Annotated in this window: 23 protein-coding genes; 16 read left to right on the forward strand and 7 right to left on the reverse strand. The window is 62.5% G+C overall.

Annotated elements, in window-relative coordinates; all coding sequences use genetic code 11:
- Positions 1-60 precede the first annotated feature (60 nt).
- The gene (gene choX / locus BG457_RS16435) at positions 61-987 is read right to left on the reverse strand and encodes a choline ABC transporter substrate-binding protein (RefSeq protein WP_071798592.1); all 927 of its coding nucleotides are present in this window, start codon (positions 985-987) and stop codon (positions 61-63) included.
- A gap of 105 nt (positions 988-1092) precedes the next feature.
- On the opposite strand from choX, the gene betI reads away from it, so the two are divergent.
- The 4 genes from betI to betA all read left to right on the forward strand — a co-directional run bounded on the left by betI (position 1093) and on the right by betA (position 6380).
- Complete coding sequence (betI, locus tag BG457_RS16440) at positions 1093-1674, forward strand: choline-binding transcriptional repressor BetI (protein ID WP_139257814.1); 582 nt, start codon at positions 1093-1095, stop codon at positions 1672-1674.
- A gap of 6 nt (positions 1675-1680) precedes the next feature.
- Positions 1681-3192 (forward strand): choline-sulfatase, encoded by a 1512-nt coding sequence (gene betC / locus BG457_RS16445; protein WP_071798596.1) that lies wholly within the window; start codon positions 1681-1683, stop codon positions 3190-3192.
- A complete protein-coding gene (gene betB, locus BG457_RS16450; RefSeq protein WP_139257816.1) occupies positions 3192-4643 on the forward strand; it encodes a betaine-aldehyde dehydrogenase in 1452 nt (483 codons plus the stop codon). Before betC ends, betB begins: the two co-directional genes overlap by 1 nt.
- A 93-nt stretch (positions 4644-4736) precedes the next feature.
- Positions 4737-6380 (forward strand): choline dehydrogenase, encoded by a 1644-nt coding sequence (gene betA / locus BG457_RS16455; RefSeq protein WP_071799258.1) that lies wholly within the window; start codon positions 4737-4739, stop codon positions 6378-6380.
- A gap of 78 nt (positions 6381-6458) precedes the next feature.
- Here the strand turns inward: betA and BG457_RS16460 are convergent, their stop codons facing one another.
- On the reverse strand, positions 6459-7259 hold the full coding sequence (locus tag BG457_RS16460; RefSeq protein ID WP_071798601.1) for a PhzF family phenazine biosynthesis protein: 801 nt from the start codon (positions 7257-7259) through the stop codon (positions 6459-6461).
- A 577-nt stretch (positions 7260-7836) separates the two neighbouring features.
- Here BG457_RS16460 and BG457_RS16465 point away from each other — a divergent pair.
- On the forward strand, positions 7837-9798 hold the full coding sequence (locus BG457_RS16465; protein ID WP_071798603.1) for an ATP-binding protein: 1962 nt from the start codon (positions 7837-7839) through the stop codon (positions 9796-9798).
- A 217-nt stretch (positions 9799-10015) separates the two neighbouring features.
- Here the strand turns inward: BG457_RS16465 and rpsU are convergent, their stop codons facing one another.
- Complete coding sequence (gene rpsU / locus BG457_RS16470; protein WP_037207819.1) at positions 10016-10222, reverse strand: 30S ribosomal protein S21; 207 nt, start codon at positions 10220-10222, stop codon at positions 10016-10018.
- 120 nt (positions 10223-10342) lie between these two features.
- Between rpsU and BG457_RS16475 the strand changes: the two genes are divergently transcribed.
- From BG457_RS16475 to BG457_RS16515, 9 genes are all read left to right on the forward strand, one after another.
- The gene (locus BG457_RS16475; RefSeq protein ID WP_071798605.1) at positions 10343-11038 is read left to right on the forward strand and encodes a COQ9 family protein; all 696 of its coding nucleotides are present in this window, start codon (positions 10343-10345) and stop codon (positions 11036-11038) included.
- Positions 11039-11095: 57 nt separating this feature from the next.
- Positions 11096-11959, forward strand: a complete 864-nt coding sequence (locus BG457_RS16480; RefSeq protein WP_071798607.1) for a branched-chain amino acid aminotransferase — start codon at positions 11096-11098, stop codon at positions 11957-11959.
- 93 nt (positions 11960-12052) lie between these two features.
- Positions 12053-13039, forward strand: coding sequence for an NAD(P)H-quinone oxidoreductase (locus BG457_RS16485; RefSeq protein WP_139257853.1), 987 nt, complete (start codon positions 12053-12055; stop codon positions 13037-13039).
- 160 nt (positions 13040-13199) lie between these two features.
- The gene (locus BG457_RS16490) at positions 13200-14294 is read left to right on the forward strand and encodes a polyamine ABC transporter substrate-binding protein (RefSeq protein WP_071798609.1); all 1095 of its coding nucleotides are present in this window, start codon (positions 13200-13202) and stop codon (positions 14292-14294) included.
- Between the two features lie 72 nt (positions 14295-14366).
- Positions 14367-15509, forward strand: coding sequence for an ABC transporter ATP-binding protein (locus tag BG457_RS16495; protein WP_071799260.1), 1143 nt, complete (start codon positions 14367-14369; stop codon positions 15507-15509).
- 44 nt (positions 15510-15553) lie between these two features.
- Positions 15554-16444, forward strand: coding sequence for an ABC transporter permease subunit (locus BG457_RS16500; RefSeq protein ID WP_217649537.1), 891 nt, complete (start codon positions 15554-15556; stop codon positions 16442-16444).
- Entirely contained in the window at positions 16444-17244 is an 801-nt protein-coding gene (locus tag BG457_RS16505) for an ABC transporter permease subunit (RefSeq protein WP_139257818.1), read from the forward strand. The genes BG457_RS16500 and BG457_RS16505 overlap by 1 nt, the downstream gene beginning before the upstream one ends.
- A 98-nt stretch (positions 17245-17342) precedes the next feature.
- Positions 17343-19508, forward strand: coding sequence for a catalase/peroxidase HPI (gene katG, locus BG457_RS16510; RefSeq protein ID WP_071798614.1), 2166 nt, complete (start codon positions 17343-17345; stop codon positions 19506-19508).
- 491 nt (positions 19509-19999) lie between these two features.
- On the forward strand, positions 20000-21715 hold the full coding sequence (locus BG457_RS16515; protein WP_175546819.1) for an AIPR family protein: 1716 nt from the start codon (positions 20000-20002) through the stop codon (positions 21713-21715).
- Between the two features lie 515 nt (positions 21716-22230).
- Here the strand turns inward: BG457_RS16515 and BG457_RS20340 are convergent.
- Both BG457_RS20340 and BG457_RS16525 read right to left on the reverse strand, forming a co-directional pair.
- A complete protein-coding gene (locus BG457_RS20340) occupies positions 22231-22377 on the reverse strand; it encodes a sulfotransferase-like domain-containing protein (protein ID WP_245771039.1) in 147 nt (48 codons plus the stop codon).
- 232 nt (positions 22378-22609) lie between these two features.
- Complete coding sequence (locus tag BG457_RS16525) at positions 22610-23350, reverse strand: lipopolysaccharide kinase InaA family protein (RefSeq protein ID WP_071798620.1); 741 nt, start codon at positions 23348-23350, stop codon at positions 22610-22612.
- 89 nt (positions 23351-23439) lie between these two features.
- On the opposite strand from BG457_RS16525, the gene BG457_RS16530 reads away from it, so the two are divergent.
- Both BG457_RS16530 and BG457_RS16535 read left to right on the forward strand, forming a co-directional pair.
- A complete protein-coding gene (locus BG457_RS16530; protein ID WP_071798622.1) occupies positions 23440-23838 on the forward strand; it encodes a fluoride efflux transporter FluC in 399 nt (132 codons plus the stop codon).
- Positions 23838-24188, forward strand: coding sequence for a fluoride efflux transporter FluC (locus BG457_RS16535; RefSeq protein WP_071798623.1), 351 nt, complete (start codon positions 23838-23840; stop codon positions 24186-24188). Before BG457_RS16530 ends, BG457_RS16535 begins: the two co-directional genes overlap by 1 nt.
- On the opposite strand, the gene BG457_RS16540 is transcribed toward BG457_RS16535, so the two are convergent.
- Both BG457_RS16540 and fabB read right to left on the reverse strand, forming a co-directional pair.
- The gene (locus BG457_RS16540; RefSeq protein WP_071798625.1) at positions 24185-24973 is read right to left on the reverse strand and encodes an enoyl-ACP reductase FabI; all 789 of its coding nucleotides are present in this window, start codon (positions 24971-24973) and stop codon (positions 24185-24187) included. The two genes, BG457_RS16535 and BG457_RS16540, sit on opposite strands and share 4 nt — an antisense overlap.
- A gap of 10 nt (positions 24974-24983) precedes the next feature.
- Positions 24984-26213, reverse strand: a complete 1230-nt coding sequence (gene fabB, locus BG457_RS16545; protein WP_071798627.1) for a beta-ketoacyl-ACP synthase I — start codon at positions 26211-26213, stop codon at positions 24984-24986.
- Positions 26214-26228: the final 15 nt, after the last annotated feature.

Below are 26228 nucleotides of genomic sequence, written 5' to 3' on the forward strand. Positions count from 1 at the left end.
GCCCCCTCGCGCAGCAGGTCAGGGCCCCGCCCGCAAGGGCAGGGCCGGCATGTCGGTAAATCAGCCTTCGAGCGCTGCCGTGACGACCGGCAGGGCCTCCTCGCCCTCCAGCGTGGTCACGCCCTCCAGCCAGGGGCCAAGCGCATCGGGATTGGCCGCGAGCCAGGCCCGCGCCGCCGCATCCGGGTCGGTCCCGTCATTCAGGATCGCGCCCATGATCTGGTTTTCCATCTCCAGCGTGAATTCCAGATTGTTCAGGAAAGTGCCCAGATTGGGGCACTCATCCACAAAGCCGGCGCGGGTATTGGTATAGACCTCGGCGCCGCCGAAATCCGGGCCGAACCACTCATCGCCGCCCGCCAGATAGGTCATCTCGAAATTGGCGTTCATCGGATGCGGCTCCCAGCCCAGAAAGACGACCGGCTCATTGCGCCGGTCCGAGCGCTCGACCTGCGCCAGCATCCCCTGTTCGGAACTTTCCACCACCTCGAAACCCGACAGGCCGAAAGCATCCGCCTCGATCATGTCGAGAATCAGCCGGTTGCCGTCATTGCCCGGCTCGATCCCGTAAATGCGGTTTTGCAGCGCATCCGCATTGGTGGCGATATCGGCGAAATCCGTGATCCCCAGTGCCGCACCCGCAGCATTGGTGGCCAGCGTGTATTTCGCGCCTTCCAGATTGCGCCGCACTGTGTCGACTGTGCCCGCGTCGCGATAGGGCGCGATATCGGCCTCCATCGTCGGCATCCAGTTGCCAAGGAAAATATCAATATCGCCATTGGCCATCGAGGTATAGGTCACAGGCACCGACAGCACCAGCGTATTGGTCTGATAGCCCATCGCCTGCAGAATGGTCGAGGCGACAGCGGTCGTGGCGGTAATATCCGTCCAGCCCACATCCGAGAAAGTGACGGAGGTGCACTCGGCAAAAGCAGGCGCAGCAACAAGGCTTGCAGCCAAGAGGGCAGGGGTCATGCGAAGGGTCATGTCGGGTCTCTCTCTGTTGCGGTCGTTTTTGTTGATTGACCAATCAATAAACAATCGGCTAGGCATAAAGCAACGAAAATTCGTCTCTCATCTGCAGGAAATACCATGCCGAAGCTGGGAATGGAGCCTATCAGGCGTGACGCGCTGATCAAGGCCGCAATTATCGAACTGGGGCAGGTCGGCTCGCTTGATGTGACGGTCAGCCGGATCGCCAAGCGCGCAGGCATGTCCTCGGCCTTGGCGCATCACTATTTCGGATCGAAAGAGCAGATGTTCCTCGCCGCCATGCGCCATGTGCTCTCGGTCTATGGCGCCGAGGTGCGCGGCGCGCTGTCGGTGGCCGAAACCCCGCAGGCGCGGGTCAAGGCGCTGGTGCACGTCTCCTTCACCGGCAGCAATTTCCGCCGCGATGTGGTCGCGGCATGGCTGAATTTCTACGTCATGGCCCAGCGCAGCCCAGAGGCCGAGCGCCTCTTGCGCATCTATCAGGCGCGGCTGCGCAGCAACCTGCGCCATGCGCTGCGCCCGCTTGCAGGCGCGCGCGCCGCCAGCCTTGCCGATGGCGCAGCGGCGATGATCGATGGCGTCTATCTGCACGAGGCGCTGGGCAGTGGCGAGCCGAATGGCAAACGCGCCGTGGCGCAGGTCATGGGCTGGCTCGATGCCGCTCTGGTCGCACAGGAGTAGAGACCGATGACCAGCAAGCTCAATATCCTGATCCTGATGGTGGACCAGCTCAATGGCACGCTCTTCCCCGACGGGCCAGCCGATTGGCTGCACACACCCAATCTGCGCCGCCTCGCCGCGCGTTCAACCCGCTTCGCCAATGCCTATACCGCAAGCCCGCTCTGCGCGCCGGGGCGCGCCAGCTTCATGTCCGGGCAACTGCCCTCGCGCACGCGCGTCTATGACAATGCCGCCGAATTCGCCTCGGATATCCCCTGCTTCACCCATCACCTGCGCCGCGCGGGCTATCATACCTGCCTCTCGGGCAAGATGCATTTCGTGGGCCCCGACCAGCTTCACGGATTTGAACAGCGCCTGACGACGGATATCTACCCCGCCGATTTCGGCTGGACCCCCGATTACCGCAAACCCGGCGAGCGGATTGACTGGTGGTATCACAATATGGGCTCGGTCACCGGCGCGGGCGTGGCCGAGATCACCAATCAGATGGAATATGACGATGACGTCGCCCATCACGCCAAGGCCAAGCTCTATGATCTGGCGCGCGGCCATGATGCGCGGCCTTGGTGCCTGACCGTCAGCTTCACCCACCCGCATGACCCCTATGTCGCGCGGCGCAAATACTGGGATCTCTACGAAGATTGCGCGCATCTTGCCCCCAGCCAGCCCGATCCGGGTTACGCTGCGCAGGATCCGCACAGCAAACGGCTGTTCGACGCCAATGACTGGCGCAAATTCGACATCACGCCCGAGGATGTCGCCCGCTCCCGCCGCGCCTATTTCGCCAATATCAGCTATCTCGACGACAAGATCGGCGAGATCCTCGACGTGCTGGACACCACCCGTCAGGAAGCCGTGATCGTCTTTGTGTCAGACCACGGCGATATGCTGGGCGAGCGCGGCCTCTGGTTCAAGATGAGCTTTTACGAAGGCTCCGCCCGCGTGCCGCTGATGATCGCCACGCCCGATGGGGCAGGGCGCTTCGTGGCCGATCCGGTCTCGACCATGGATCTGCTGCCGACGCTCGCGGATCTGGCGGGGATTGATCTGTCGGAAATCGCGCCATGGACGGATGGCGAAACCCTGCTGCCGCTGATGCAGGGCAGCCCCCGCACCAGCCCCGTGGCGATGGAATATGCCGCCGAAGGCTCGATCACGCCGCTGATATGCCTGCGCGCGGGGCGCTGGAAATACACTGCCTGCCGCGCCGACCCGGAACAGCTTTTCGATCTCGACGCCGACCCGCAAGAGCGCGTCAATCTGGCGACCGACCCCGCCCATGCCGCGACGCTGGAAGACCTGCGCGCACAAGCACAGGCGCGCTGGGACCTCGACCGTTTTGACGCCGAGGTGCGCCAAAGTCAGGCCCGCCGCTGGGTCGTCTATGAAGCACTGCGCAACGGGGCCTATTTCCCATGGGATTTCCAGCCGCTGCAACAGGCCTCCGAGCGCTACATGCGCAACCACATGGATTTGAACGTCGTCGAGGAAAACCAGCGTTTTCCAAGGGGGGAATGATGCGCGCACAACCCAAAGCCAGCCATTTCATTGCCGGGGAATGGATCGAAGACACCGCAGGCGCGGTGATTGAGAGCATCTATTCCGCCACCGGCGAGGTGATCGCGCGGCTGCACGCCGCCACGCCTTCGGTGATCGACCGCGCCCTGAATGCCGCGCGCGACGCACAAGCCGATTGGGCCGCGCGCGCGCCGGTCGAGCGTGGCCGCATCCTGCGCCGCGCCGCCGAGATTCTGCGCGAACGTAACCGCGAATTGTCGGAACTCGAAACCCTCGACACCGGCAAACCGCTGCAGGAAACGCTGGTCGCGGATGCGGCCTCCGGCGCCGATGCGCTGGAATATTTCGCAGGCTTCGCCGCCACTGTCACCGGCCAGACCATCCCCTTGGGCCGCGACATGGCCTATACTTTGCGCGAACCCTTGGGCGTCTGCGCGGGCATCGGCGCGTGGAATTACCCGATCCAGATCGCCTGCTGGAAAGCCGCCCCGGCGCTGGCTTTCGGCAATGCGATGGTGTTCAAACCCTCGGAAGTGACCCCGCTATCAGCCCTGGCACTGGCCGAGATCCTGATTGAGGCGGGCCTGCCTGCGGGCCTCTTCAACGTCCTGCAGGGGCGCGGCGAAGTGGGGGCGGCGCTCGCCTCCGACCCGCGCGTGGCCAAGGTCTCGCTCACCGGCTCTGTGCCGACAGGCCGCAAGGTCTATGGCGCCGCGGGCGAGGCGCTGAAAGCCGTGACGATGGAACTGGGCGGCAAATCCCCCCTGATCATTTTTGACGACGCCGATCTCGACGATGCTGTGGGCGCGGCCATGCTCGCGAATTTCTATTCCGCAGGGCAGATCTGCTCGAATGGCACGCGGGTTTTCGTCCATCGCAAGGTGAAAGACGCCTTCTTGGAAAAACTCGCCAGCCGCGCGGGCAAGATCACGCTGGGCGATCCGCTGGATGAAGCGACGCAGATGGGCCCGCTGGTGTCAGAGCCACAGATGGCGCGCGTCCTTGGCTATATCGACCAGGGCAAGGCGGAAGGCGCGCGGCTTGTCTGCGGCGGCGCCCGCGCGGGCGCGACCGGCTGTTTCATCCAGCCCACGGTCTTCGCCGATGTGAAAGACGGGATGACCATCGCGCGCGAAGAGATTTTCGGCCCGGTCATGGCAGTGCTGGATTTCGAGGAGGAGGCCGAGGTCATCGCGCGGGCCAATGCCACCGAATACGGGCTGGCGGCGGGGCTTTTCACCCGCGACATCACCCGCGCGCATCGCGTGATCGCGCAATTGCAGGCCGGCACCTGCTGGATCAACGCCTATAACCTGACTCCGGTCGAGATGCCCTTTGGCGGCGTCAAAGCATCGGGCGTGGGCCGCGAGAACGGCCATGCGGCGCTGGAGCATTATACCCGTGTCAAATCGGTCTACCTTGGCCTCGGCCCGGTCGATGCGCCTTACTGACCCGGTTTGATCCAGCGGACGCGCCCCTTCGGGGCGCGAAGTGATTGTTTTTGGCATGGCTTTGCCATGCGCGCGCGCAATGGATGGATGATGATGACAGAGGCGGATTATATCGTCGTGGGGGCCGGATCAGGCGGCTGTGCCGTAAGCTACCGGCTGGCTGAGGCTGGCCATTCCGTGCTGGTCGTGGAAGCAGGCGGCAGCGATTTCGGCCCTTTCATCCAGATGCCCGGCGCGCTGTCTTACCCGATGAACATGCGCCGCTATGACTGGGGCTTCCAGTCCGAGCCCGAGCCGCATCTGGGCGGTCGGGTGCTGGCCACCCCGCGCGGGCGTGTGATCGGCGGATCCTCCAGCATCAACGGTATGGTCTATGTGCGCGGCCATGCGCGCGATTTCGACCATTGGGCGGAAAGCGGCGCGCAGGGCTGGGGCTATGCCGATGTGCTGCCCTATTTCCAGCGCATGGAAGACTGGCATGGCGGCGAGTCCTCCGAATGGCGCGGCCAGGGCGGTCCCTTGCATGTCAGCCGCGGCAAGCGCGACAATCCGCTGTTTGACGCTTTCATCGAGGCCGGGCGTCAGGCAGGCTATCCGGTGACCCCGGATTACAATGGCGCGCAGCAGGAAGGTTTCGGCGCGATGGAGGCGACGATCTGGCAGGGAAACCGCTGGTCCGCCGCCCGCGCTTACTTGCGCCCCGCACTCGCCACAGGCCGCGCGACGCTCCTGCGCGGCGAAGTGGCCGAGGTGACATTTGATGCCGCCAACCGCGCGACCGGGGTGCGCCTCACCGATGGCCGCACCCTCACCGCCCGCGCCGAGGTGGTGCTTGCGGCGTCCAGCATCAACACACCCAAAATCCTGATGCTCTCCGGCATCGGCCCCGCCGCGCATCTGGCCGAGCATGGGGTATCCCTGCGCGCGGAGCGCGCGGGCGTCGGCCAGAACCTGCAGGACCATCTGGAACTCTATCTGCAATATGCCGCCCACCAGCCGATCACGCTTTATAAATACTGGAACCTCTTCGGCAAAGCCTGGGTCGGCGCGCAATGGCTGTTCCTGCGCGCGGGGCCCGGGGCCTCGAACCAGTTCGAAGCCTGCGCCTTCATCCGCTCAAAGGCGGGCATCGACTATCCCGATATCCAGTATCATTTCCTGCCCATCGCCGTGCGCTATGACGGGCAGGCCGTGGCCGAAGGTCATGGCTTCCAGACCCATGTCGGCCCGATGCGCTCGAAAAGCCGCGGCTGGGTGAAACTGCGCTCGCCCCATGCGCAGGACGCCCCGCGCATCCAGTTCAACTATATGAGCCATGCGGATGACTGGAACGAATTCCGCTCCTGCATCCGGCTGACGCGCGAGATCATGGGGCAGGCGGCCTTTGCCCCGCATGTGAAGCATGAGATCCAGCCGGGCGCAGAGGTGCAATCGGATGCCGCACTCGATGATTTCATCCGTGCCCATGTCGAGAGCGCCTATCACCCCTGCGGCACCGCGAAAATGGGCAGGCGCGATGACCCGATGGCCGTGGTCGATCCCGAGGGAAAGGTGATCGGCGTCGAGGGCCTGCGCGTGGCCGACAGTTCGATCTTCCCGCGCATCACCAATGGCAACCTGAACGCGCCCTCGATCATGGCGGGCGAGAAGATCGCCGATCATATCCTCGGTCGCCGCCTGCCGGGGGCCAATCTGCAACCCTGGATGCACCCGAACTGGCAGGTCGCGCAGCGGTAGGGGAGACTGCCGCTTCCCGCTTGCGAGCGAGGGGGGAGACGGGGTGTCGGTTTTGCGGGGCAAGAGCTGCCGGTCAGGTTACCCCGCGTCTGGCAGGAAAATCGTAGCTTCCATGAATGTTATGGCATTGCCAGTCAGTAGCACGCGCTTTTCGGTCAGTTCACAGTCAAGCCATCCACCGCGCGCCGAAGCCTGAAAAGCCATCAGCCTATTTCGGCCAAGCTTTTCAGCCCAGTATGGCACGAGTGTTGCGTGGATTGAACCGGTGACCGGATCTTCGGGTATTCCTGCGCCGGGTGCGAAATAGCGGGATACGAAATCCGCCCGCGCGTCTCCGGTATCCGCCCCTGTCACCACAAGACCGTCAGAGCCGAACTTCGCGATAGCTGCGAGATCGGGTACGAAGCTGCGGACGGCCTCTGCGCTGCCAAGGTCCACGAAGTAATTCTCAAAGTTGCGAAAGATGCGAATGGGCGGCGTCAGAAAAATGCTCGCGATTTCCGGAGGCAGACTTTCGATGGCTTCTGGCGCCAAGCGGGGAATATCGAGCCGATATCCCTCCGCTTCCTTTGAGACTTTCAACTCACCGACGCGGGTATGAAAGACAAGATCAGAGTCCACTCCCTGCTTTGTGAACAAAATATGAGCCGTTGCCAGAGTGGCGTGCCCACAGAAATCCACCTCATGCGCAGGGGCGAACCAGCGCAAATCCCACTCACCATCCGGGCGAGGTTTGACAAAGGCCGTCTCGGCCAGGTTATTTTCCTGCGTGATCGCCAGCATCAGGTCGTCAGGAAGCCAGTCCTCAAGTACCAAAACAGCGGCCGGATTGCCCGCGAAAAGCTGATCGGTAAAGGCATCGACTTGATACATGCGCATGGAAAAACCTCACATTGGACGGCGTTTCCTCACTTTATAGCGAGAAACAACGACCATGCGCAAAGGGCTCCTACCCGCTTCAGTCCGTGCCATGCGCCCCCACCCCACCCCCACCCGGATCCGCCGCGCCCTCGCGCGCAGATAGAGCCGCAAGAGCGGCCCCGCGATCCGCGCGATCTTGTCCCGGGGGGAACGCGCCGCGAAAGCCCGCGATCAGCGTCCAAGGCCCACCCGCGGCCAGGCGCGGCGCGGCTTTCTCCCAGCGTCAAGTTTACGCCGCGCTCCTCACCACTCATGGCGACCCTTGCACCGGGTCAGGACGCCGGGAAAAAAGGCGCCCGCCGAAAAGGCAGATTTGCCCGGCCCGCACGACCATGACCGCGTAAGCAGGCACCGCCCCGAGGCGCGTGGGTTCTGCTCCGGGGCCGGGATCCGCGCGGCAGATGCGCGGCGCGCAAGGCCGCTGAACCCGAGAGGGGGTCAGCTGCGGCAGTGCAGCGATTAAGGCTCGCCTGAGAGCTTAATCCTGTTTTAAGGTGGCGGGATTACGATCCAACAGGTTCATGGCAGAGGCCGCATGACAAATTATGCGCAGATGGATACCATTCTGGTCGCGGCTGCTGTTGCGCTGCTGACGCTGGCCTGCCTGATTATCGCCTATAACATGCGCCGCGGCGCCACCGATCCCGATACCCATGCCGGGCTGGCCTATATCCTTGCGGCCAATGTCGCGATGATGATCGGCACCATCTCGCTGGTCCTGCATCAGCTTTTCTCCGACTCTTTCACCGCCCTGACCGTCGCCATCACCTTTCACGCGACCTTCATGCTGGGCGCGGCGGGCATCCTGCGGGGCATGGGGCGGGCGCCGCCGCATGCGGCTCTCGCGCTGGTCACGCTCCTGTTCATCGCCAGTCAGGGCATTGTCGCCCGGATCGACCCGGATATCCGCTGGGTCATCCTGACCTCGCTTCTGGTCAATGGTGTCATCTGCGCCGTCTTCGCCATCACTCTCAGGCGGGCGGCAGTCCGGCTGGGCAGGGGGGTGGATCTGCTGGTCGCGCTGCCCTTCGCCATCATGGCCGCCGTCTATGCGGTGCGGCTGCTGGGGATTGTGCTCGATCTCTCGGAACCGGTGCTCGCCTTTGGCGTGCTGATGACCAGCTTTGCGCTGACCTTCGCGCTGCTGGTCTGGTGCTTCACGCTGCAGACATTCGGCAATGTGCGACTGGCGCGCAAACTCGTGGTCGAGCGCGGCCGCGCCGAAGAGGCGAGCCGCATGAAATCGCGGTTTCTCGCCAATATGAGCCATGAAATCCGCACGCCGCTGAATGGCGTACTCGGAATGACGGAAATCCTGCGCGATCACGATCTCGGCCCCGAGGAACGCCGCATCGTCGGCGTGATCCATGACAGCGGTCGTACGCTGCTGCACCTGCTCAACGATATTCTGGATCTCTCCAAGGTCGAGGCGGGGAAACTGGTGCTGGAAGAGACGGTGTTTTCACCCTTCGACATGATCACCTCCTGCGCCGAACTCTACCGCATCCCTGCGGCCGAAAAACAGATCGAGCTGGATCTCGACATCGCACCCGCGCTGCGCACAGGCTGCAAAGGCGATCCGCACCGGATCGTGCAGGTGCTCAATAACCTGCTGAACAACGCGATGAAATTCACCCAGAAGGGCAGGATCACCCTGCGCGCCGATCTGGCGCGCGAGACCATGGCAGAGGATGCAAGCGCATGGCTTCTGGTCAGCGTCGCTGATACCGGCATCGGCATGACGGATGCGCAGGCCGCGCGCATTTTCGACGATTTCTCGCAGGCCGAGGACAGTATCGCGCGCAGATTCGGCGGCACCGGTCTGGGTCTGGCGATCAGCAAGCGGCTGATCGGGCTGATGGGCGGGCATATCTCGGTCACCACCGCCCCCGGCAAGGGCACGGAATTCCACCTGCGCCTGCCCCTGACCTGCGCCCCGCGCAGCGCGCTGCCGCCCGTCCCGCCTCTGCACGCTCCCGCCACGGATCCGAGCGGCAGCGCAGCCGCGACGCCCTCGCTCGCAGGGATGCGGATCCTGCTGGCCGAGGATAACCGGACCAACCAGCTTGTGGTTCAGGGCATGCTGCGCAAGGAAGAGATCGCGCTGACCATCGTCGAGGACGGGCGCGACGCGGTGGCGCTGGACGAGGCGATCGCGCGCGGCGAGATCGCCGATTTCGACCTTTTTCTCTTCGATATCCAGATGCCGGTCATGGACGGGCCCGAAGCTTTCGCGCTGATCCGCGCGCGCCGCGCGCAGGCCGGGCGCGCGCCCGCGCGCGCGGCGGTCCTGTCGGCCAATGCGTTGCCGCAACAGATGCAGGCCTATCTCGACATGGGCTTTCTCGAATGCCTGTCGAAACCGGTGCAGAAAGCCCGGCTGATCGCCATGCTTGGCCGCATCGCCCGCAGCATGGAAGACGAAGCCCGGAGCCGCGCCAGGGGCCGGGAGCAGGGTGCGGGCGAGGAAAGCCTGCCCTCCCCGGCGCTTCGCTAAATCGGCCTGCAAGCCAGCCCCGCGCATGCGCGCGCCAGCGGCTAGCCGTAGGGTGCGTGCTCAGCACGCACCCTACACCGCGCGCTCGCGCGCAGGACGCACAGCCCCGCCGCCTCCGGCCCATGCGCAAAGAAAAACCCCCGCAGGCCCAGGCCTTCGGGGGTCGCTCTCTGGCCGCAGGGCGCGAATGCCCCGCAGACCGGATGGCCGCTGTCTCTCAGAGACCGCCTTCGCGCTGCGCCTTCTTGCGCGCAAGCTTGCGCGCACGGCGGATCGCTTCAGCTTTCTCACGGGCTTTCTTCTCAGAGGGCTTCTCGAAATGCTGCTTGAGCTTCATCTCGCGAAACACACCTTCACGCTGGAGTTTTTTCTTCAGCGCCCGAAGAGCCTGATCGACATTATTGTCGCGAACCGATACCTGCATGTGGTTTTCACCACCTTTCCAAGTTAGAGTTGCATCATTCAGCAGGAACCGCCCGCCTAGCAGAGCTTGCGGATTATGTCCAGCACCTCGCGCAACCTGGCCCAACACGGAGCACCAGACATGACCCGTACCAAAGACCAGATCCTCGACGCAGCACTCCTGCATGTGCCCTTTGATGGCTGGAGCGCCGCTGCCCTGCGCGCCGCCGCCGCTGATTGCGGCATGGACGAGGCCGCGGTCCGCGCGCTCTTCCCGCGCGGCGGCGTCGATCTGGCGCTGGCCTTCCACCAGCGCGGCGATGCGCGCATGGCCGCGCGGCTGGCCGCCAGCGATCTCAGCGCGCTGCGCTTTCGCGACCGCGTGGGCTTTGCCATCCGCGCCCGGATCGAGGCCGCAGAGGATCGCGAACTCGTGCGCCGCGGCAGCACGCTTTTCGCGCTGCCCCCCTATGCCGCAGATGGCGCGCGCGCGATCTGGGGCACCGCCGATCTGATCTGGACCAGCCTTGGCGACAGCGCCGAGGATTACAACTGGTATACCAAGCGCCTGACCCTCTCGGGCGTCTATTCCGCAACGGTCCTGTTCTGGCTGGGCGACGAGAGCGCAGGCGCGCAGGAGACCTGGAATTTCCTCGACCGCCGCCTCGACGGGGTGATGCAATTCGAAGATCTCAAACGCGCGATCGAACGCAACCCGCTGGGCCGCGCGCTCAGCGCCGGGCCGCGCGCGCTCCTGTCGTGCATCCGCGCGCCCCGGCGCGATCCGGCGCGGGATCTGCCCGGCAGGCTGCGCCCGCAGGCATCGCAACAGGGTTGACGCGGACCCGATTGCGCCGCAGTTTGCCCGCCACGGGAAACGGGCAGGACAGAAGAAATGGCAGTCGGAACGGAAATCGTCACCTGGGTGGATGGCCAGTGGCACAGGGGCAGCGCGCCGATCATCGGGGCTGCGGATCACGCCGCATGGCTGGGCAGCCAGGTCTTTGACGGCGCGCGGCAATTCGAGGGCGTGCGCCCCGATCTCGACCTGCATTCCGCGCGCATCATCCGCTCGGCCGAAGCCATGGGCATGATCGCGCCCGTGGACGCCGCAACGGTGCAGGGGCTGCTCGAAGAGGGCTGCAACCTCTTCGCCCCCGAGGCCGCGCTTTATCTGCGCCCGATGATGTGGTCGCGCGAATCGACCCCCGGCATCATCGACGCCGTACCCGAAGCGACGGGCTTTGCCATCTGCATCGAGGCGCTGCCCATGCCGGAACCGGGCGCCTTCACGCTCACCGTCTCGCCCTATTGCCGCCCGCGCCCGGACATGGCCCTGACCGAGGCCAAGGCCGGATCGCTCTATGCCAATAACGCGCGCATCATGGCGGACGCGCGAAAGCGCGGCTATTCCAACGCGCTCTCGCTCGATATCGACGGGCATGTGGCCGAAACCGCCTCGACCAATGTCTTCATGGTCCGCGACGGGGTCGTGTTCACCCCGGTCCCCAATGGCACCTTCCTCAATGGCATCACCCGCCAGCGGGTGATCACGCTCCTGCGCGCCGAGGGGATCGAGGTCATCGAGACCTCGCTGACACTCGCGGATTTTGACGAAGCGCAGGAGATTTTCGTCACCGGCAATATCGCCAAGGTCATGCCCGTCGCGCGCTATCTCGACCGCGATCTGGGCGCGCCGCGTCTGGGCGCAAGGGCGCGGGAACTCTACTGGGATTACGCGCTCTCTGCACGGAGGTAGCAGGGGGCGCTGCCCCCTCACCAGCCCCGCAAGGGGGCTGGTTTCACCCCCGGAGTATTTGGGGCAAGAAAATGGAAAGGGATGGGGATGGACCTGCCAAGCACCATGCGCGCGATCGAGATTTCCGAACCCGGCGGGCCCGAAGTGCTGCGCCTGACCGAACGGCCGGTGCCGGTGCCGGGGCCGGGCAAGCTGGTGGTGCGGCTGGCCTATGCCGGTGTGAACCGCCCCGATGCGCTGCAACGCGCGGGCGCCTATGATCCGCCCGCCGGTGCCAGCGATCTGCCGGGGCTGGAAGGGGCAGGGACCATTGCCGCCATCGGGGCAGGGGTGACGGGCTGGAAGATCGGCCAGCGCGTCTGCGCGCTCTTTCCCGGCGGCGCCTATGCCACCCATGCCGCGACCGATGCGGGGCAGGTGCTGCCGGTGCCTGCGGGCATGGGGCTGCGCGAAGCCGCCTGCCTGCCCGAGACGTTTTTCACCGTCTGGTCCAATGTCTTCATGCGCGGCGGCTTGCAGGCGGGCGAGCGCTTTCTGGTGCATGGCGGATCCTCCGGCATCGGCACCACCGCGATCCAGCTTGCGCATCTCTTCGGCGCGCGGGTCTTTGCCACGGCGGGATCGGACGCGAAATGCGCCGCCTGCACCGATCTGGGGGCCGAGCGCGCGATCAATTACCGCCATGAGGATTTTGTGAAAATCCTGCAGGCCGAGGGCGGGGCGAACCTGATCCTCGATATGGTGGGGGGCGAATATCTGCCGCGCAACCTGAAATCACTGGCCGAGGATGGGCGGCTGGTGCAGATCGCCTTTCTGCAAGGCCCCAAGGTTGCGGTGAATTTCGCGCCCCTGATGGTGCGCCGCCTGACCATCACCGGCTCGACCCTGCGCCCGCAATCGGATGCGACCAAGGCGCAGATCGCCCAAGCGCTCCTGCGCGAGGTCTGGCCGCATCTCGCCGCAGGCCGCCTGCGCCCCGTCATGGACAGCGAATTTGCGCTGGAAGAGGCCGCACAGGCCCATGCCCGCATGGAAAGTTCGGCCCATATCGGCAAGATCGTGCTGCGCATCGAAGCCTGAGCGGCGACTGTTTTTCCGACAGACTCGCATGATTTGATCAAATTTTGCGCTGCCGGGTGAATTGAGGCTTGCCAAGTCGCGTGGTTTTCCTGTCGTATGGTGGGGCAATGAGAGGCGAAGCCGTGCGACAGGCGGCGAACGCCCGCAATGGGAGAAAGACATGCAACACCTATTCAAACCGCTGATGATCGGTGCCGCCGCGCTTGGGCTTCAGGCAGGGATCGCTCAGGCCAATTCGATCAATGTGTTCAACTGGTCCGACTATATCGCGCCCGACACGATCGAGAAATTCACCGCCGCGACCGGGATTGCCGTCAATTACGATGTGTTCGATTCCAATGACACGCTTGAGGCCCGCATGCTCGCAGGCTCTTCGGGCTTCGATGTGGTGGTGCCGACCTCGGACTATATGCAGCGCCAGATCATGGCCGGGGTCTATCAGCCGCTGAACCGCGATCTGCTGCCCAACTGGGACAATATGGACCCCGATCTGATGGCGCTCGCCGCCGCCTTTGACGAGGGCAATGAGCATTCCGCCATCTATCTCTGGGGCACCACCGGCATCGGCTATAATGCGCAGGCCGTGGCTGAGCGGCTGGGCGAGGATTACGAGGTCAATAGCTGGTCCATTGTCTTCGACCCGGAAAAAGCCGCATTGTTTCAGGATTGCGGCATCGCATGGCTCGATACCGAAAAGGAAATGTTCCCCGCCGCCATGCGCTATCTGGGCCTCGATCCCACCTCGACCAGCGAGGATGATTTCAACGCCGCTGTAGACCTGCTGCTGGGCGTGCGCTCGACCGTGCGCTATTTCCACTCCTCGCAATATATCTCGGATCTGGCTAATGGCGAGATTTGCCTCGCGGTCGGCTGGTCGGGCGATGTGCTGCAGGCGGCAGAACGCGCCGATGACACCGGTCAGCCGTTCGAAGTGGGCTATGCCATCCCCGATGAAGGCGCGCATCTGTGGTTCGACATGCTGGTGATCCCGGCAGACGCGCCCAATCCCGAAGGGGCGCATGCCTTCATCAACTTCCTGATGGAGCCGGAAATCGCCGCCGATATCACCAATTACGTGATGTTCCCCAATGCGAATTCCGCCTCGACCCCCTTCGTTGACGAGGAAGTGCTGAACGATCCCACCATCTACCCGTCAGCCGAGGCCAAGGCCGGGTTCTGGACGCTCCAGCCCTATGACAACCGCACCGAACGCACCAGCACGCGGCTCTGGACGCGCGTGCGCACAGGTCAATAAGCGATCTGCCCCCTGCCCGGTGCTCTGGGCGGGGGACTTTTTCATGGGGTGGGTGCCATGCCGGACGCAGCGATGATTGACGCCAGACAACCCGCAATCGCGGCAGAGACGAAGCCGTGGCGCAGCGCGGGCACGCGCCCCTTCATCTCGGTGAAGAATATCGTCAAGCGTTTCGGCGATTTTACTGCCGTCTCGAATGTCGATCTCGATATCTACAAGGGGGAACTCTTCTGCCTCCTGGGCGAATCGGGCTGCGGAAAATCGACCCTGCTGCGCATGCTGGCAGGCTTCGAGCAACCGAGCTCGGGCACGATCACCATTGATGGCGAGGATATGGCCCGCGTCCCCCCGGACCGTCGCCCCACCAATATGATGTTCCAGTCCTATGCGCTGTTTCCCCATATGACGGTGGAAAAGAATGTGGCTTACGGCCTCTTGCGCGAAGGGCTGTCGCGCGCGGCAGCCTATGAGCGTGCGGGCGAGATGCTGCGCATGGTCAAGCTGGAAAAACAGGCGCGGCGCAAACCTGACCAACTCTCGGGCGGGCAGCGCCAGCGGGTGGCGCTGGCGCGCGCGCTGGTCAAGAAACCGAAACTCCTGCTTCTGGACGAACCTCTGGGCGCGCTCGACAAGAAACTGCGCGAGGAAACCCAGTTCGAGCTGATCAAGATTCAGGAAAGCCTTGGCGTCACTTTCATCGTCGTCACCCATGATCAGGACGAGGCGATGACGCTGGCCACCCGCATCGGTGTGATGAAGGACGGCATCATCGAACAGATCGGCGAGCCGCGCGAGATCTATGAGACCCCCAATTCGCGCTTTGTCGCCGATTTCATCGGCTCGGTGAATCTGGTCGAAGGCAGGATCGACGCGGTAGCCCCCGATCTCATGCGCATCCAGACCGAGGAACTTGGCCCCGTCCTGCTGCCCCCGCAAACCGGCTATACCCGCAATCAGCAGGTCTGGGGCGCGGTGCGGCCCGAACGCTGGGCGCTGTCGCGGGCCAAGCCCGAAGCCAACCCGAATGCGTGGCAAGGGGTGGTCGAGGAACTGGGCTATATCGGCCATATGTCGCATTACCGGATCCGGCTCGATAATGGCGTGCTGATCCGCGCCAGCCAGTCGAACCGCTTGCGCGATGAAGACCCGATTTCATGGGATGAACGTGTCTGGATCTCGGTCCAACCCGCCGCCTTCCGGGTGCTCACAAGATGAACGCGCTGACCCGCTCTGCGCCATGGCGCGGCACTGCATGGATCATGGGCAAGCTCGGCATCTCCGGGCGCACGCTGGTGATCGCCATCCCGATGCTCTGGTTGCTGATTTTCTTCCTCGCACCTTTCTTCGTGTTGGGCCGGATTTCGCTGGCAGAGGCGATCATCGCCCGCCCGCCCTATACGCCGCTCTTTGAACGCGGCCCCGACGGCACGCTGGAAATCATCGCGAGCTTCGAGAATTACCGCTTCCTGCTCGCGGATGCGCTCTACCGCAATGCCTATCTCTCCTCGATCCAGGTGGCGCTGATCTCGACCATCTTCGCGCTCCTGATCGGCTATCCCATCGCCTATTACATCGCCCGCGCGCCGGAACCCAAACGCTCGATCCTGCTTTTGATGGTGATCCTGCCTTTCTGGACCAGCTTTCTGTTGCGCGTCTATGCATGGATGGGCTTTCTGCGCTCGAACGGCGTGATCAATAACACGCTGATCAGCCTTGGCCTGATCGACAGCCCGATCCAGATGATGCAGACCGATTTCGCCGTCTATATCGGCATCGTCTATACCTATCTGCCCTTCATGATCCTGCCGCTTTACGCCAATCTGACCAAGCTCGATGGCGCGCTGCTGGAAGCGGCGGGCGATCTCGGCGCCTCGCCCATGACCACCTTCTTCACCATCACGCTGCCCCTGTCACTTCCGGGCATCGTCGCAGGCTCGATGCTCGTTTTCATCCCGGCCATCGGCGAATATGTCATCCCCGCACTCTTGGGCGGCCCCGACACGCTGATGATCGGGCGTGTGCTCTGGGATGAGTTCTTCTCCTCGCGCGACTGGCCCGTGGCCTCGGCCGTGGCGATTGTCATGCTGTTTCTGGTCGTGGCCCCGATCATGTGGCTGCAATCGGTGCAGAACCGGCGGGAGGAATCGTGATGCGCGGCTGGTTCCTGCCTCTCGCCGTCCTTTTCGGCTTCATCTTTCTCTACGCCCCGATCCTCTCGCTGATCGTGTTTTCCTTCAATGAAAGCCGCCTTGTCACCGTCTGGGGCGGCTTCTCGACCCGCTGGTATGGCGAACTCTTGCGCGACCGCCAGATCCTGAACGCCGCATGGATCAGCCTCAAGGTCGCCTTCTGGTCGGCCACACTCGCCACGATCATCGGCACGCTCGGCGCCTTTGTCCTGACCCGCTTCAGCCGTTTCACCGGCAGGCTCCTGCTGACCGGCATGATCACCGCGCCCCTCGTCATGCCCGAGGTGATCACCGGCCTCTCGCTGCTTCTGTTGTTCGTGTCGATGGAACTCACCCTCGGCTGGCCCGCAGGCCGGGGCCTGACGACCATCGTCATCGCCCATACCACCTTCTGCGCGGCCTTCGTCGCGGTGATCGCCCAATCCCGCCTGCGCCAGATGGACGAATCCCTCGAAGAAGCCGCGCGCGATCTCGGCGCGGGCCCGGTGCGGGTGTTTTTCGACGTCACGCTCCCGGTAATCATGCCCGCGCTGGTCGCAGGCTGGCTTCTGGCCTTCACGCTCTCGCTCGATGATCTGGTCATCGCCAGCTTCGTCTCCGGCCCCGGCGCCTCGACCCTGCCGATGGTGATCTTCTCCAAGGTCCGGCTCGGCGTCAGCCCCGATGTGAACGCGCTGGCCACGATCATCATCGGCATCGTGCTGGTCGCAGTGCTGATCGCCGGATGGCTGATGCGCCGGGCGATGCGCAACCCGTTATAGCGATCAGAATTTCTGATGCAAATGATCAGAGAATTCAACTTAACCTGATCACGCGTCCCTGTTAGAACGATTCCAGAAATCCACAGAAGGAGGGAATCATGGACGGTTCTGACAAGGCTGGCAAATGCCCGGTCATGCATGGCGGGCAGACCACAACCGGCACGCAGGTGATGGATTGGTGGCCCAAGGCGCTCAATCTCGACATCCTGCACCAGCATGACAGCAAATCGAACCCGCTGCAGGGCTTCAACTACCGCGAGGAAGTGAAGAAACTCGATTTCGCGGCACTCAAGGCCGATATCCACGCGCTGATGACCGACAGTCAGGACTGGTGGCCTGCCGATTGGGGCCATTATGGCGGGCTGATGATCCGCATGTCCTGGCATGCCGCAGGCACCTATCGCGTGCAGGATGGCCGTGGCGGCGCAGGCACCGGCAACCACCGTTTCGCGCCGCTGAACTCCTGGCCCGATAATGCCAATCTCGACAAGGCCCGCCGCCTGCTCTGGCCGATCAAGAAGAAATACGGAAACCAGATCAGCTGGGCCGATCTGATGGTTCTCGCAGGCACCATCGCCTATGAAAACATGGGGCTGAAAACCTTCGGCTTCGCCTTTGGCCGCGAAGATATCTGGGGCCCGGAGAAGGATGTCTACTGGGGCTCCGAGCGCGAATGGCTCGCGCCCTCGGACTCGCGCTACGAGAATCTCGGCGATGCCAGCACCATGGAAAACCCGCTCTCGGCGGTGCAGATGGGGCTGATCTATGTCAACCCCGAAGGTGTGAACGGCCAGCCCGACCCGTTGAGAACCGCCCAGCATGTGCGCGAGACCTTCGCCCGCATGGCGATGAATGACGAGGAAACCGTGGCGCTGGCCGCAGGTGGCCACACCGTCGGCAAGGCGCATGGCAATGGTGATGCGGGCAATATCGGCCCGGCCCCCGAAGGGGCAGAGCTGGAAGAAGCGGGCCTTGGCTGGATGAACCACAAGACCCGTGGCATCGGCCGCGATACTGTGACCTCGGGGATCGAAGGTGCGTGGACCACGCACCCTACGAAATGGGACATGGGCTATTTCAAGCTGCTCTTCGGCTATGAGTGGGAATTGAAGAAATCCCCCGCCGGTGCATGGCAATGGGAGCCCATCGACATCCGCGAAGAAGACAAGCCCGTCGATGTCGAAGACCCCTCGATCCGCTACAACCCGATCATGACCGATGCCGATATGGCGATGAAGATGGACCCGGCCTACCGCGCCATCTGCGAGAAGTTCATGGCCGATCCGGCAAGCTTCGACGACGCTTTCGCGCGCGCTTGGTTCAAGCTGACCCATCGCGATATGGGCCCGCAGGAACGCTATATCGGCCCCGATGCGCCCAGCGAAGTGCTGATCTGGCAAGACCCGGTTCCGGCTGGCAACAGCGATTATGATGTGGCAGCGGTGAAAGCGAAGATCGCCGCAAGCGGTCTCTCGGTCTCGGAAATGGTCGCCACCGCATGGGACAGCGCCCGCACCTTCCGCCAGTCCGATTATCGCGGCGGCGCGAATGGCGCGCGCATCCGCCTCGCCCCGCAGAAGGACTGGGAAGGCAACGAGCCCGCCCGCCTGCAAAAAGTGCTTTCGGTGCTGGAACCGATCGCGGCGGAAAGCGGCGCCTCGATTGCCGATGTGATCGTGCTTGCGGGCAATCTGGGGGTTGAGCAGGCCGCGAAAGCGGCGGGTTACGACATCGAAGTGCCCTTCGCACCGGGCCGCGGCGATGCCACGGACGAGATGACCGATGCCGACAGCTTCAAATGGCTGGAGCCGCTGGCGGATGGTTTCCGCAACTGGATGAAGAAGGATTACGTCGTCACTGCCGAGGAGATGCTCCTCGACCGCGCATCGCTCATGGGCCTGACCGCGCCTGAAATGACCGTGCTTCTGGGCGGCATGCGCGTGATCGGCACCAACCATGGCGGTACGGCGCATGGTGTCTTCACCGACCGCGTGGGCGCGCTGACGACCGATTTCTTCGTCAACCTGACTGATATGGCGTGGAAATGGGTGCCCAAAGGCACGAACGCTTACGAACTGCAGGACCGCAAGACGGGTGCCGCCAAATGGACCGCGACCCGCGCTGATCTGGTGTTTGGATCGAACTCGATCCTGCGCGCCTATGCCGAGGTCTATGCTCAGGACGATGCCGGCGCGAAATTCGTGCAGGATTTCGTCGCGGCATGGGTCAAGGTGATGAACGCGGATCGCTACGATCTGGCCTGATCCGGTCTGACAATCTGCAAGCGGCGTGCCCTCGGGCGCGCCGCTTTTTCATGGCCCTGGGCCAGATGCATGACGTTTTGCGCCGGGTCCGATCAGCTCGCGCCACAGCCCGCTTGCAGCCCCCAACTTCATCTTGCCGAAAAATACTCTCACTGAGTGGCCACGGGCCGCCCTGTTAAAAGCGCGGGCGGCACAGCCTGCCCAAGCTGGTCGGAATGCACTCCAGCGTTCCGCACCCGACGAAACGCGCCGCGACTGTCAGCAATGCGGACGGAGCTGCCGTTCGCTGCGGTTGCAGTATGGGCTGAACTGCGCGGCGGCAGTGCGCAAAAGCGCCCTTTGAAAAACCCGACTACCGGCCTGGTTCTGCCGGTGTCGAAAACTTCTCCGTTTGCCTGGCCCGACCTGAGGATGAATACGTTTATACGGTTGCGAGCGGAACAGTTAGCTGTGATACTATGTGGAACCTGTATAAAGGCAAAGACACTTTCATGAACTTCACGGACGCGCTAAAAACCCGACAATCTCTAATCGCCAAAATTGGCCACGACGAAGCGTATCTTTGTCTTGCGGTCGCGCTCTTCATCGAGGAGCCAGACGTCGATTTGTTGGCGAGTGAAGGTCTTACCGAAGGCGGAAATGATAAGAAAATCGACTTCATTTATCACGATCCGAATTCAAAGCGTTTGGTTTTCGCCCAAGGCTATCTGGCGAAAAAGCCGAAAGACGAAGCCCCGAGCAACAAAGCCTCAGACCTCAATACGGCTTGTGCTTGGCTTCTGTCTGGAGACCTGACAACGGTACCAGAAAAGCTGCGGGAAATCATTATAGGCTTCCGCGCTGCAATAGATGCAGGCGAAATCGAATCAATTGACCTTTTATACGTCCACAATTTACCGGAATCAGTGAACGTAACTCGCGAGCTTCAAACAGTCGAAAGCCATCTACGTACAACGCTCGCGGACGATAAAATTACGGTTCGTTCACATGAGCTCGGTAAGGCTAAGATTGAGCATCTGTTTACAGCTCAAGACTCCCACATTGAAGTGATTGACGACATTGATTTCCCTTGGGAAATTGGCATCACTCAAATAGGAGACAACTGGACAGCTGGTGTTGCCACAGTAGAGGCGAACTGGTTGCATGGTCTCTACGAGAAATACGGCGACAAGTTATACAGTGCGAACTATCGTGGATTCCTCGGTGCCGACGGTCGAAAACGAGTCAACTCTGGAATCCGCGAAACTGCTGAAAAGGAGCCCAAAGACTTTTGGGCCTACAACAACGGCATTACAGTGCTAACCCTTTCTATAGGCGATAAGAAAAAGGGTAAAAGAACTTTGCGGGGAGTTTCCATCATCAACGGAGCGCAAACTTCCGGAACTATTGGTTCAATTGATAAATCTAAAACGTCACTCGATGAAGTGAAGCTGCTTTGTCGGGTCATTGAATGCTCTGATCAAGCAACCATCGACAAGATTGTTCGCTTCAATAATACTCAAAACGTTATCACCACGTGGGATCGATTCAGCAATGATGCTGACCAGAAGCGGCTGTCTGACGAGTTTGATGAACTCGGGTACGCTTACAATCGCAAGCGTGGCTTCAATGCCCACGGTGACCAGATTGGAATTGAGCAAGTACTGCAACCCTTGCTTGCATTCCACGGCCGTCCTACAGATGCGGTTCGAGGTAAGGCACAGCTTTTTGTTCAAGGGCACTTATACAGGAGCGCATTTGAAAACAAGAAAGCCAGACATATTTTGCTCGTATACTCTCTCGCCCGCGCAATCGATAACAAAAGGCTTGAGTTAAAGGCTAAATCAAATGAGGGTGCTCTAATATCGGTCGAGGCCAGGCAGTTGGCACTCCTGAGGAACCTCAATTTCAAACCGTTTCTCATTGCTGCAATAGCGAACAGTCTTGAAACCATTGTCGGCACCTATTGCGACCCTCTGACGGTCAGCTTCAAACCCGCTGCCATCAAGGGCACAGTATTGACCGATCTCTCAGCAAGATGGCTGCCAATAGTAGAAGCTGTACTTCCACTTCTCACAGCCATTGTCCAACCAGATACATTTTTCAAGAAGCTTAGTTCGGAAGACGACTTTATGAGCCAAACAAAAGCTCAGTTAGACGCCATGCTCGTCGCGACCGGGCAACCCGAAAAATGTTCTGATTTTTCATCGATGGTGGCATCAACCTGAGCGGCGGCGATTGATGTTTTGTGTGACGCAGCTCCGAGTCCATCTTCTTCGTTGGCATCCCCGAAGTTTGAAATCGTTTCGGGTATCAGATTCTATCCGGCTTTCGTGCGAGATGAACGAGGATGATTGTGTCTGCTATAGGCTGGCTGCGGCCCGATGCACCCGCAGAATTTTAAGCGGCCTGTGCGTCCGCTCAGGGCTCGAAGCCGTCATGGGGTATCTTGTGTCAGATGCAGAGTACTAGCGCCTGCCATTCCGGGGGCTTTCGCATTCGGGCCGCAATTATCCCCCCGGATCATTTCCGGACGCCCCTCATCACTGGCGCGACGCTCCCCCGTCATCCCGGCAGGCGCTGCCCTCACCCGGGCTCCGAACCGGGTGATGCAGCCGTCGCGGGCCGCAATCTGTAGCGCGCCGGATGCGCGTAATGGGGCAGGGCCGCCTCGCTGATCCGGCGCAACTCGGGCGGCAGATCCGGCAGCGGCGCTTCCGCGCCCCCAAAGCCCGTGGAGCGATTACCAGACCGGCGCCCGGATCCCGTCATAGGGTTTCGGACCAGCAGACCGGCGCAGCATCCGGGCGCGATACTCCAGCCCCAATCCTTGACAGAGCGCAGGCATCATCCCCTCGGGATCGGCGCGGATATCGGCTCGGTCGAACACCAAGCGCGGATTTTTCGCCTGATGAAATCGATTTTCAGAATTTGCGGGTGTTTTGCCCGGACTCTCCGACCTGGCCCGTCCAGAATGAAAAACGCTTTCAAAAACCCCGGCTTGTTGCACAGAATCGATATTCTCCAGCGTCACCCCGGCATATTTCGCCCCGAAACTTGCCAAAACCCGATCCGGGTGCCGGATCAGCCCAACGCCCCGCGAGCCTCTGAAAAGCCCTTGTTCATGCCCGCGCGATCAGCGCCCGCGTGGCCCGGATCGCGGCATATTCCGAGCGGGTCTTGCCGCGCAGACGGTGCAGCCAGACGCCCGGTTGCGCGAGATATTCCAGCCACCACAGGTTTCTGGACAGGCTTTGGGTCTTGCGCCAGACGGTCTCGGACCCCGCGGCGCGATAGCCTTGCAGGGCCAGTTCCGCGAGCTCTGTCTCGGTGCCAAGCGTGGCATAGACCGAATGCAGCAGCAGCGAGAGGTCACGCGCCTTGTCGCGCGTGCGGGCATGCAACCTGGCCCCGGCTTCGAGGTCGAGAAAGGTCAAGTCCTTGTCATTCCAGCAAATATCGCGCAGCGAAGGGCGCCCATGCGCCAACCCGCGCGCATGAAGTTCGGCCAGCGCCGCGCCCGTGCGCTGCATCAGGCTGGCATCGGCCTGCCCGCGATAGACCAGCGATTGCAGCGGTGTGCCATGATCGGCGAGCACGATCCTGTCGCTCTCCGCAGCCACAATCCGCGCGACCGCCGCCCCCTTTGCCGCGAAGCCCCGCAGCAATTCCACCTCGCGCGCGAAGGCGGCTTTCGGATCACCTTTCTGAAGCCGCCAGCGCAGCGACGCGTGCTGTTCGGGCATTTTCACGAAATAGGATTTCCCCTCATGCGTGATCGGGGTCAGACGGCGCGGGGGCAGAGCGCGCGCGATCTGCAACAGGCGCTCGGCCAGCGTGCTTTCCGTGTCAGTTGGCGGCATGCAATTCCCCGAAGCCCTGTGAATTGATTGACAGTCTTTGGGTGGTTGGCGCAAAACTCCGGCCACGGCAACCCGAATGTGACCTGCAAATGACGATCACGCTTTCAGATTTTCTGCTGATCTGCCTTGCCGGGGGTTTGGGTAGCATGCTCAGGGCCAGCATGACCTCGCTTCTGTCGCATCGGCTGCACCCGGCGGGCACGATATTTGTTATCAATGCCTTAGGCAGTCTTCTGATCGGCTTTGCCTTTGGCTTCGCGCTCGGTCTCGCCCCGTCCACAGGCGCGGCTGACCTGCCGAAAGCCTTTATCCTCTTCGGCATGGGGCTTTTGGGCGGGTTCACCACGGTCTCGACCTTCGCGCTGCAAGTGCATGAGCTGTGGTTGGCCGGGCGCGGGCGCGCGGCGCTGATCACGGCAGGCGGATCAGTGCTGTTATGCCCGCTGATGGCGGCGCTGGGGCTAATCCTGGCGCTGGGGGCCGGGTGATGGGGCTTTGGGCGGTCGGACTGGGGGGCGCTCTGGGCACGGGGCTGCGGGGCGCGCTCAGCCTGCTGGCGCTGCATCTGCTGGCCGAACACGCCTATCTGGCGACGCTGGTTGCCAATGTGCTGGGCGCGGGGCTGATCGGCTATCTGGCGACGCGCAGCCTGTCACTCGGGCGACGCGCCTTCTGGATGACCGGGTTCTGCGGCGGTTTCACCACCTTCTCATTGTTTTCGCTGGAGATTGTGACTCTGCTGGAGCGATCCCTGACCGGGGCGCTCGCCTATGGCAGCGCCTCGCTGGTGCTGTGGATGCTCGCTGTCTGGGGCGGCTGGCGCTGGGGTCGGGGCTAGATATTATCCACCTGCGGCATGCCCATGACGTGATAGCCGCCATCGACATGGATGATCTCGCCGGTGGTATGCGCGCCATAGTCGGACGCCAGATAAACCGCTGTTCCGCCAACACTTTCCAGCGTCGCATTGGTGCGGAGCGGCGCATTTGCCTCGGCATGGCGGAAGGTCTTGCGCGCGCCGCCGATGGCCGCACCCGCCAGCGTTTTCATCGGGCCGGGGCTGATCGCATTCACGCGGATGCCCTCTGGCCCAAGGTCATTGGCCAGATAGCGGACCGAGGATTCGAGCGCGGCCTTGGCCACGCCCATGACATTGTAGAAGGGTGTCACGGTGTTCGAGCCCTGAAAGGTCAGGGTCAGGAGCGCGCCGCCATTCGGCATGAGTTCCGAGGCGCGGCGGCCCAAGTCGATGAAGCTGTAGCAGGAAATTTCCAGCGAATGCTTGAAATTCGCGCGGCTGGTGTCGCGGAAGCGTCCGGTCAGTTCAGTCTTGTCCGAGAACGCGATGGCATGGACGAGGAAATCCATGCTCCCCCAGCGCGATTTCAGCGCGTCAAAGGCCGCATCGAGCGAGGATTCGTCGGTGACATCCACATCAAGCAGCAGATCCGAGCCGAGCGAGGCGGCGAGCGGTTCTACCCGCTTGCCGAAAGCCTCGCCCTGATAGCTGAAGGCCAGTTCCGCGCCCTGATCGGCCAGTGCTTTCGCAATGCCCCATGCGATCGAGCGCTCATTGGCCACGCCCATGACCAAACCGCGTTTGCCTGTCATCAATCCCGACATGATCCGCTCCTCAGTCGCGCCAGGCGCTCATGATGAGCGTGGCATTGGTGCCGCCAAAGCCGAAGCTGTTGGACAGGACCGAGTCGAGTTCAATGTTTTCAACGAGTTGCGTGGCGATCTCACCCTCGCGGATGGCGGGGTCAAGCTCGGTCACATTGGCGGAGGCTGCGATGAACCTGCCCTGCATCATCAGCAGGCTGTAGATCGCTTCCTGCACGCCGGTCGCGCCAAGCGAGTGGCCGGTCAGCGATTTGGTCGAGGAGATCGGGGGCACATTGCCTTCGCCCCAGATGCGGCGGATCGCCTCAACCTCCGTCACATCGCCTGCGGGGGTCGAGGTGCCATGGGCGTTGATATAGCTGACCTTGCGGTCCGAGGGCAGGGTGTCGAGGGCAAGGCGCATCGAGCGCTCACCGCCTTCGCCCGAGGGGGCGACCATATCATGCCCGTCCGAGGTCGCGCCATAGCCGGTCACTTCGGCATAGATTTTCGCACCGCGCGCCTTGGCGTGTTCAAGTTCTTCCAGAACCAGCACGCCGCCACCGCCGCCGATCACAAAGCCGTCGCGGGTCACGTCAAAGGCGCGGGCGGCGGTCTCTGGCGCGTCATTATATTTCGAGGACATCGCGCCCATCGCATCAAACAGGCAGGAGAGGGTCCAGTCCAGTTCTTCGCCGCCACCGGCGAAGATGATATCCTGTTTGCCCATCTGGATCAGTTCGGCGGCATTGCCGATGCAATGTGCCGATGTCGAACAGGCCGAGGTGATCGAGTAATTCACGCCCTTGATCCTGAAGGGCGTCGCCAGACAGGCCGAGTTGGTGGAGGACATGCAGCGCGTGACCATGAAGGGGCCCATGCGCTTGGGGCTGCCTTTCTCGATCACGATCTGATGGGCCTGAAACAGGTTCGAGGTGGAGGGCCCGCCCGAGCCCATGATCAGACCGGTGCGCGGGTTCGAGACATCGGCCGCGTCAAGCCCGGCATCGGCAATCGCCTGTTCCATCGACAGGAAATTATAGGCCGCGCCCGCGCCCATGAAGCGCAGGTTGCGCTTGTCGATATGGTCTTCGAGCACGATCTGCGGTTTGCCATAGACCTGGCTGCGGAAACCGTGTTCGGCATGTTCCGGCGCGAAAACAATGCCCGAGCGGCCTGCGCGCAGGCTGTCCGACACTTCTGCGGCGGAATTTCCGATGGGGGAAATGATCCCCAGACCTGTGATGACGACGCGGCGCATGGTCCCTCCCGGTAA

It is taken from the genome of Natronohydrobacter thiooxidans (genome assembly GCF_001884735.1).
In the GTDB taxonomy this organism is placed as follows: domain Bacteria; phylum Pseudomonadota; class Alphaproteobacteria; order Rhodobacterales; family Rhodobacteraceae; genus Roseinatronobacter; species Roseinatronobacter thiooxidans_A.

Coding starts and splice junctions, on each gene's coding strand:
- choX (WP_071798592.1), bottom strand. CDS start 987: ATGACCCTTCGCATGACCCCTGCCCTCTTGGCTGCAAGCCTTGTTGCT.
- betI (WP_139257814.1), top strand. CDS start 1,093: ATGCCGAAGCTGGGAATGGAGCCTATCAGGCGTGACGCGCTGATCAAG.
- betC (WP_071798596.1), top strand. CDS start 1,681: ATGACCAGCAAGCTCAATATCCTGATCCTGATGGTGGACCAGCTCAAT.
- betB (WP_139257816.1), top strand. CDS start 3,192: ATGCGCGCACAACCCAAAGCCAGCCATTTCATTGCCGGGGAATGGATC.
- betA (WP_071799258.1), top strand. CDS start 4,737: ATGACAGAGGCGGATTATATCGTCGTGGGGGCCGGATCAGGCGGCTGT.
- BG457_RS16460 (WP_071798601.1), bottom strand. CDS start 7,259: ATGCGCATGTATCAAGTCGATGCCTTTACCGATCAGCTTTTCGCGGGC.
- BG457_RS16465 (WP_071798603.1), top strand. CDS start 7,837: ATGACAAATTATGCGCAGATGGATACCATTCTGGTCGCGGCTGCTGTT.
- rpsU (WP_037207819.1), bottom strand. CDS start 10,222: ATGCAGGTATCGGTTCGCGACAATAATGTCGATCAGGCTCTTCGGGCG.
- BG457_RS16475 (WP_071798605.1), top strand. CDS start 10,343: ATGACCCGTACCAAAGACCAGATCCTCGACGCAGCACTCCTGCATGTG.
- BG457_RS16480 (WP_071798607.1), top strand. CDS start 11,096: ATGGCAGTCGGAACGGAAATCGTCACCTGGGTGGATGGCCAGTGGCAC.
- BG457_RS16490 (WP_071798609.1), top strand. CDS start 13,200: ATGCAACACCTATTCAAACCGCTGATGATCGGTGCCGCCGCGCTTGGG.
- BG457_RS16495 (WP_071799260.1), top strand. CDS start 14,367: ATGATTGACGCCAGACAACCCGCAATCGCGGCAGAGACGAAGCCGTGG.
- BG457_RS16500 (WP_217649537.1), top strand. CDS start 15,554: ATGGGCAAGCTCGGCATCTCCGGGCGCACGCTGGTGATCGCCATCCCG.
- BG457_RS16505 (WP_139257818.1), top strand. CDS start 16,444: ATGCGCGGCTGGTTCCTGCCTCTCGCCGTCCTTTTCGGCTTCATCTTT.
- katG (WP_071798614.1), top strand. CDS start 17,343: ATGGACGGTTCTGACAAGGCTGGCAAATGCCCGGTCATGCATGGCGGG.
- BG457_RS16515 (WP_175546819.1), top strand. CDS start 20,000: ATGAACTTCACGGACGCGCTAAAAACCCGACAATCTCTAATCGCCAAA.
- BG457_RS16525 (WP_071798620.1), bottom strand. CDS start 23,350: ATGCCGCCAACTGACACGGAAAGCACGCTGGCCGAGCGCCTGTTGCAG.
- BG457_RS16530 (WP_071798622.1), top strand. CDS start 23,440: ATGACGATCACGCTTTCAGATTTTCTGCTGATCTGCCTTGCCGGGGGT.
- BG457_RS16535 (WP_071798623.1), top strand. CDS start 23,838: ATGGGGCTTTGGGCGGTCGGACTGGGGGGCGCTCTGGGCACGGGGCTG.
- BG457_RS16540 (WP_071798625.1), bottom strand. CDS start 24,973: ATGTCGGGATTGATGACAGGCAAACGCGGTTTGGTCATGGGCGTGGCC.
- fabB (WP_071798627.1), bottom strand. CDS start 26,213: ATGCGCCGCGTCGTCATCACAGGTCTGGGGATCATTTCCCCCATCGGA.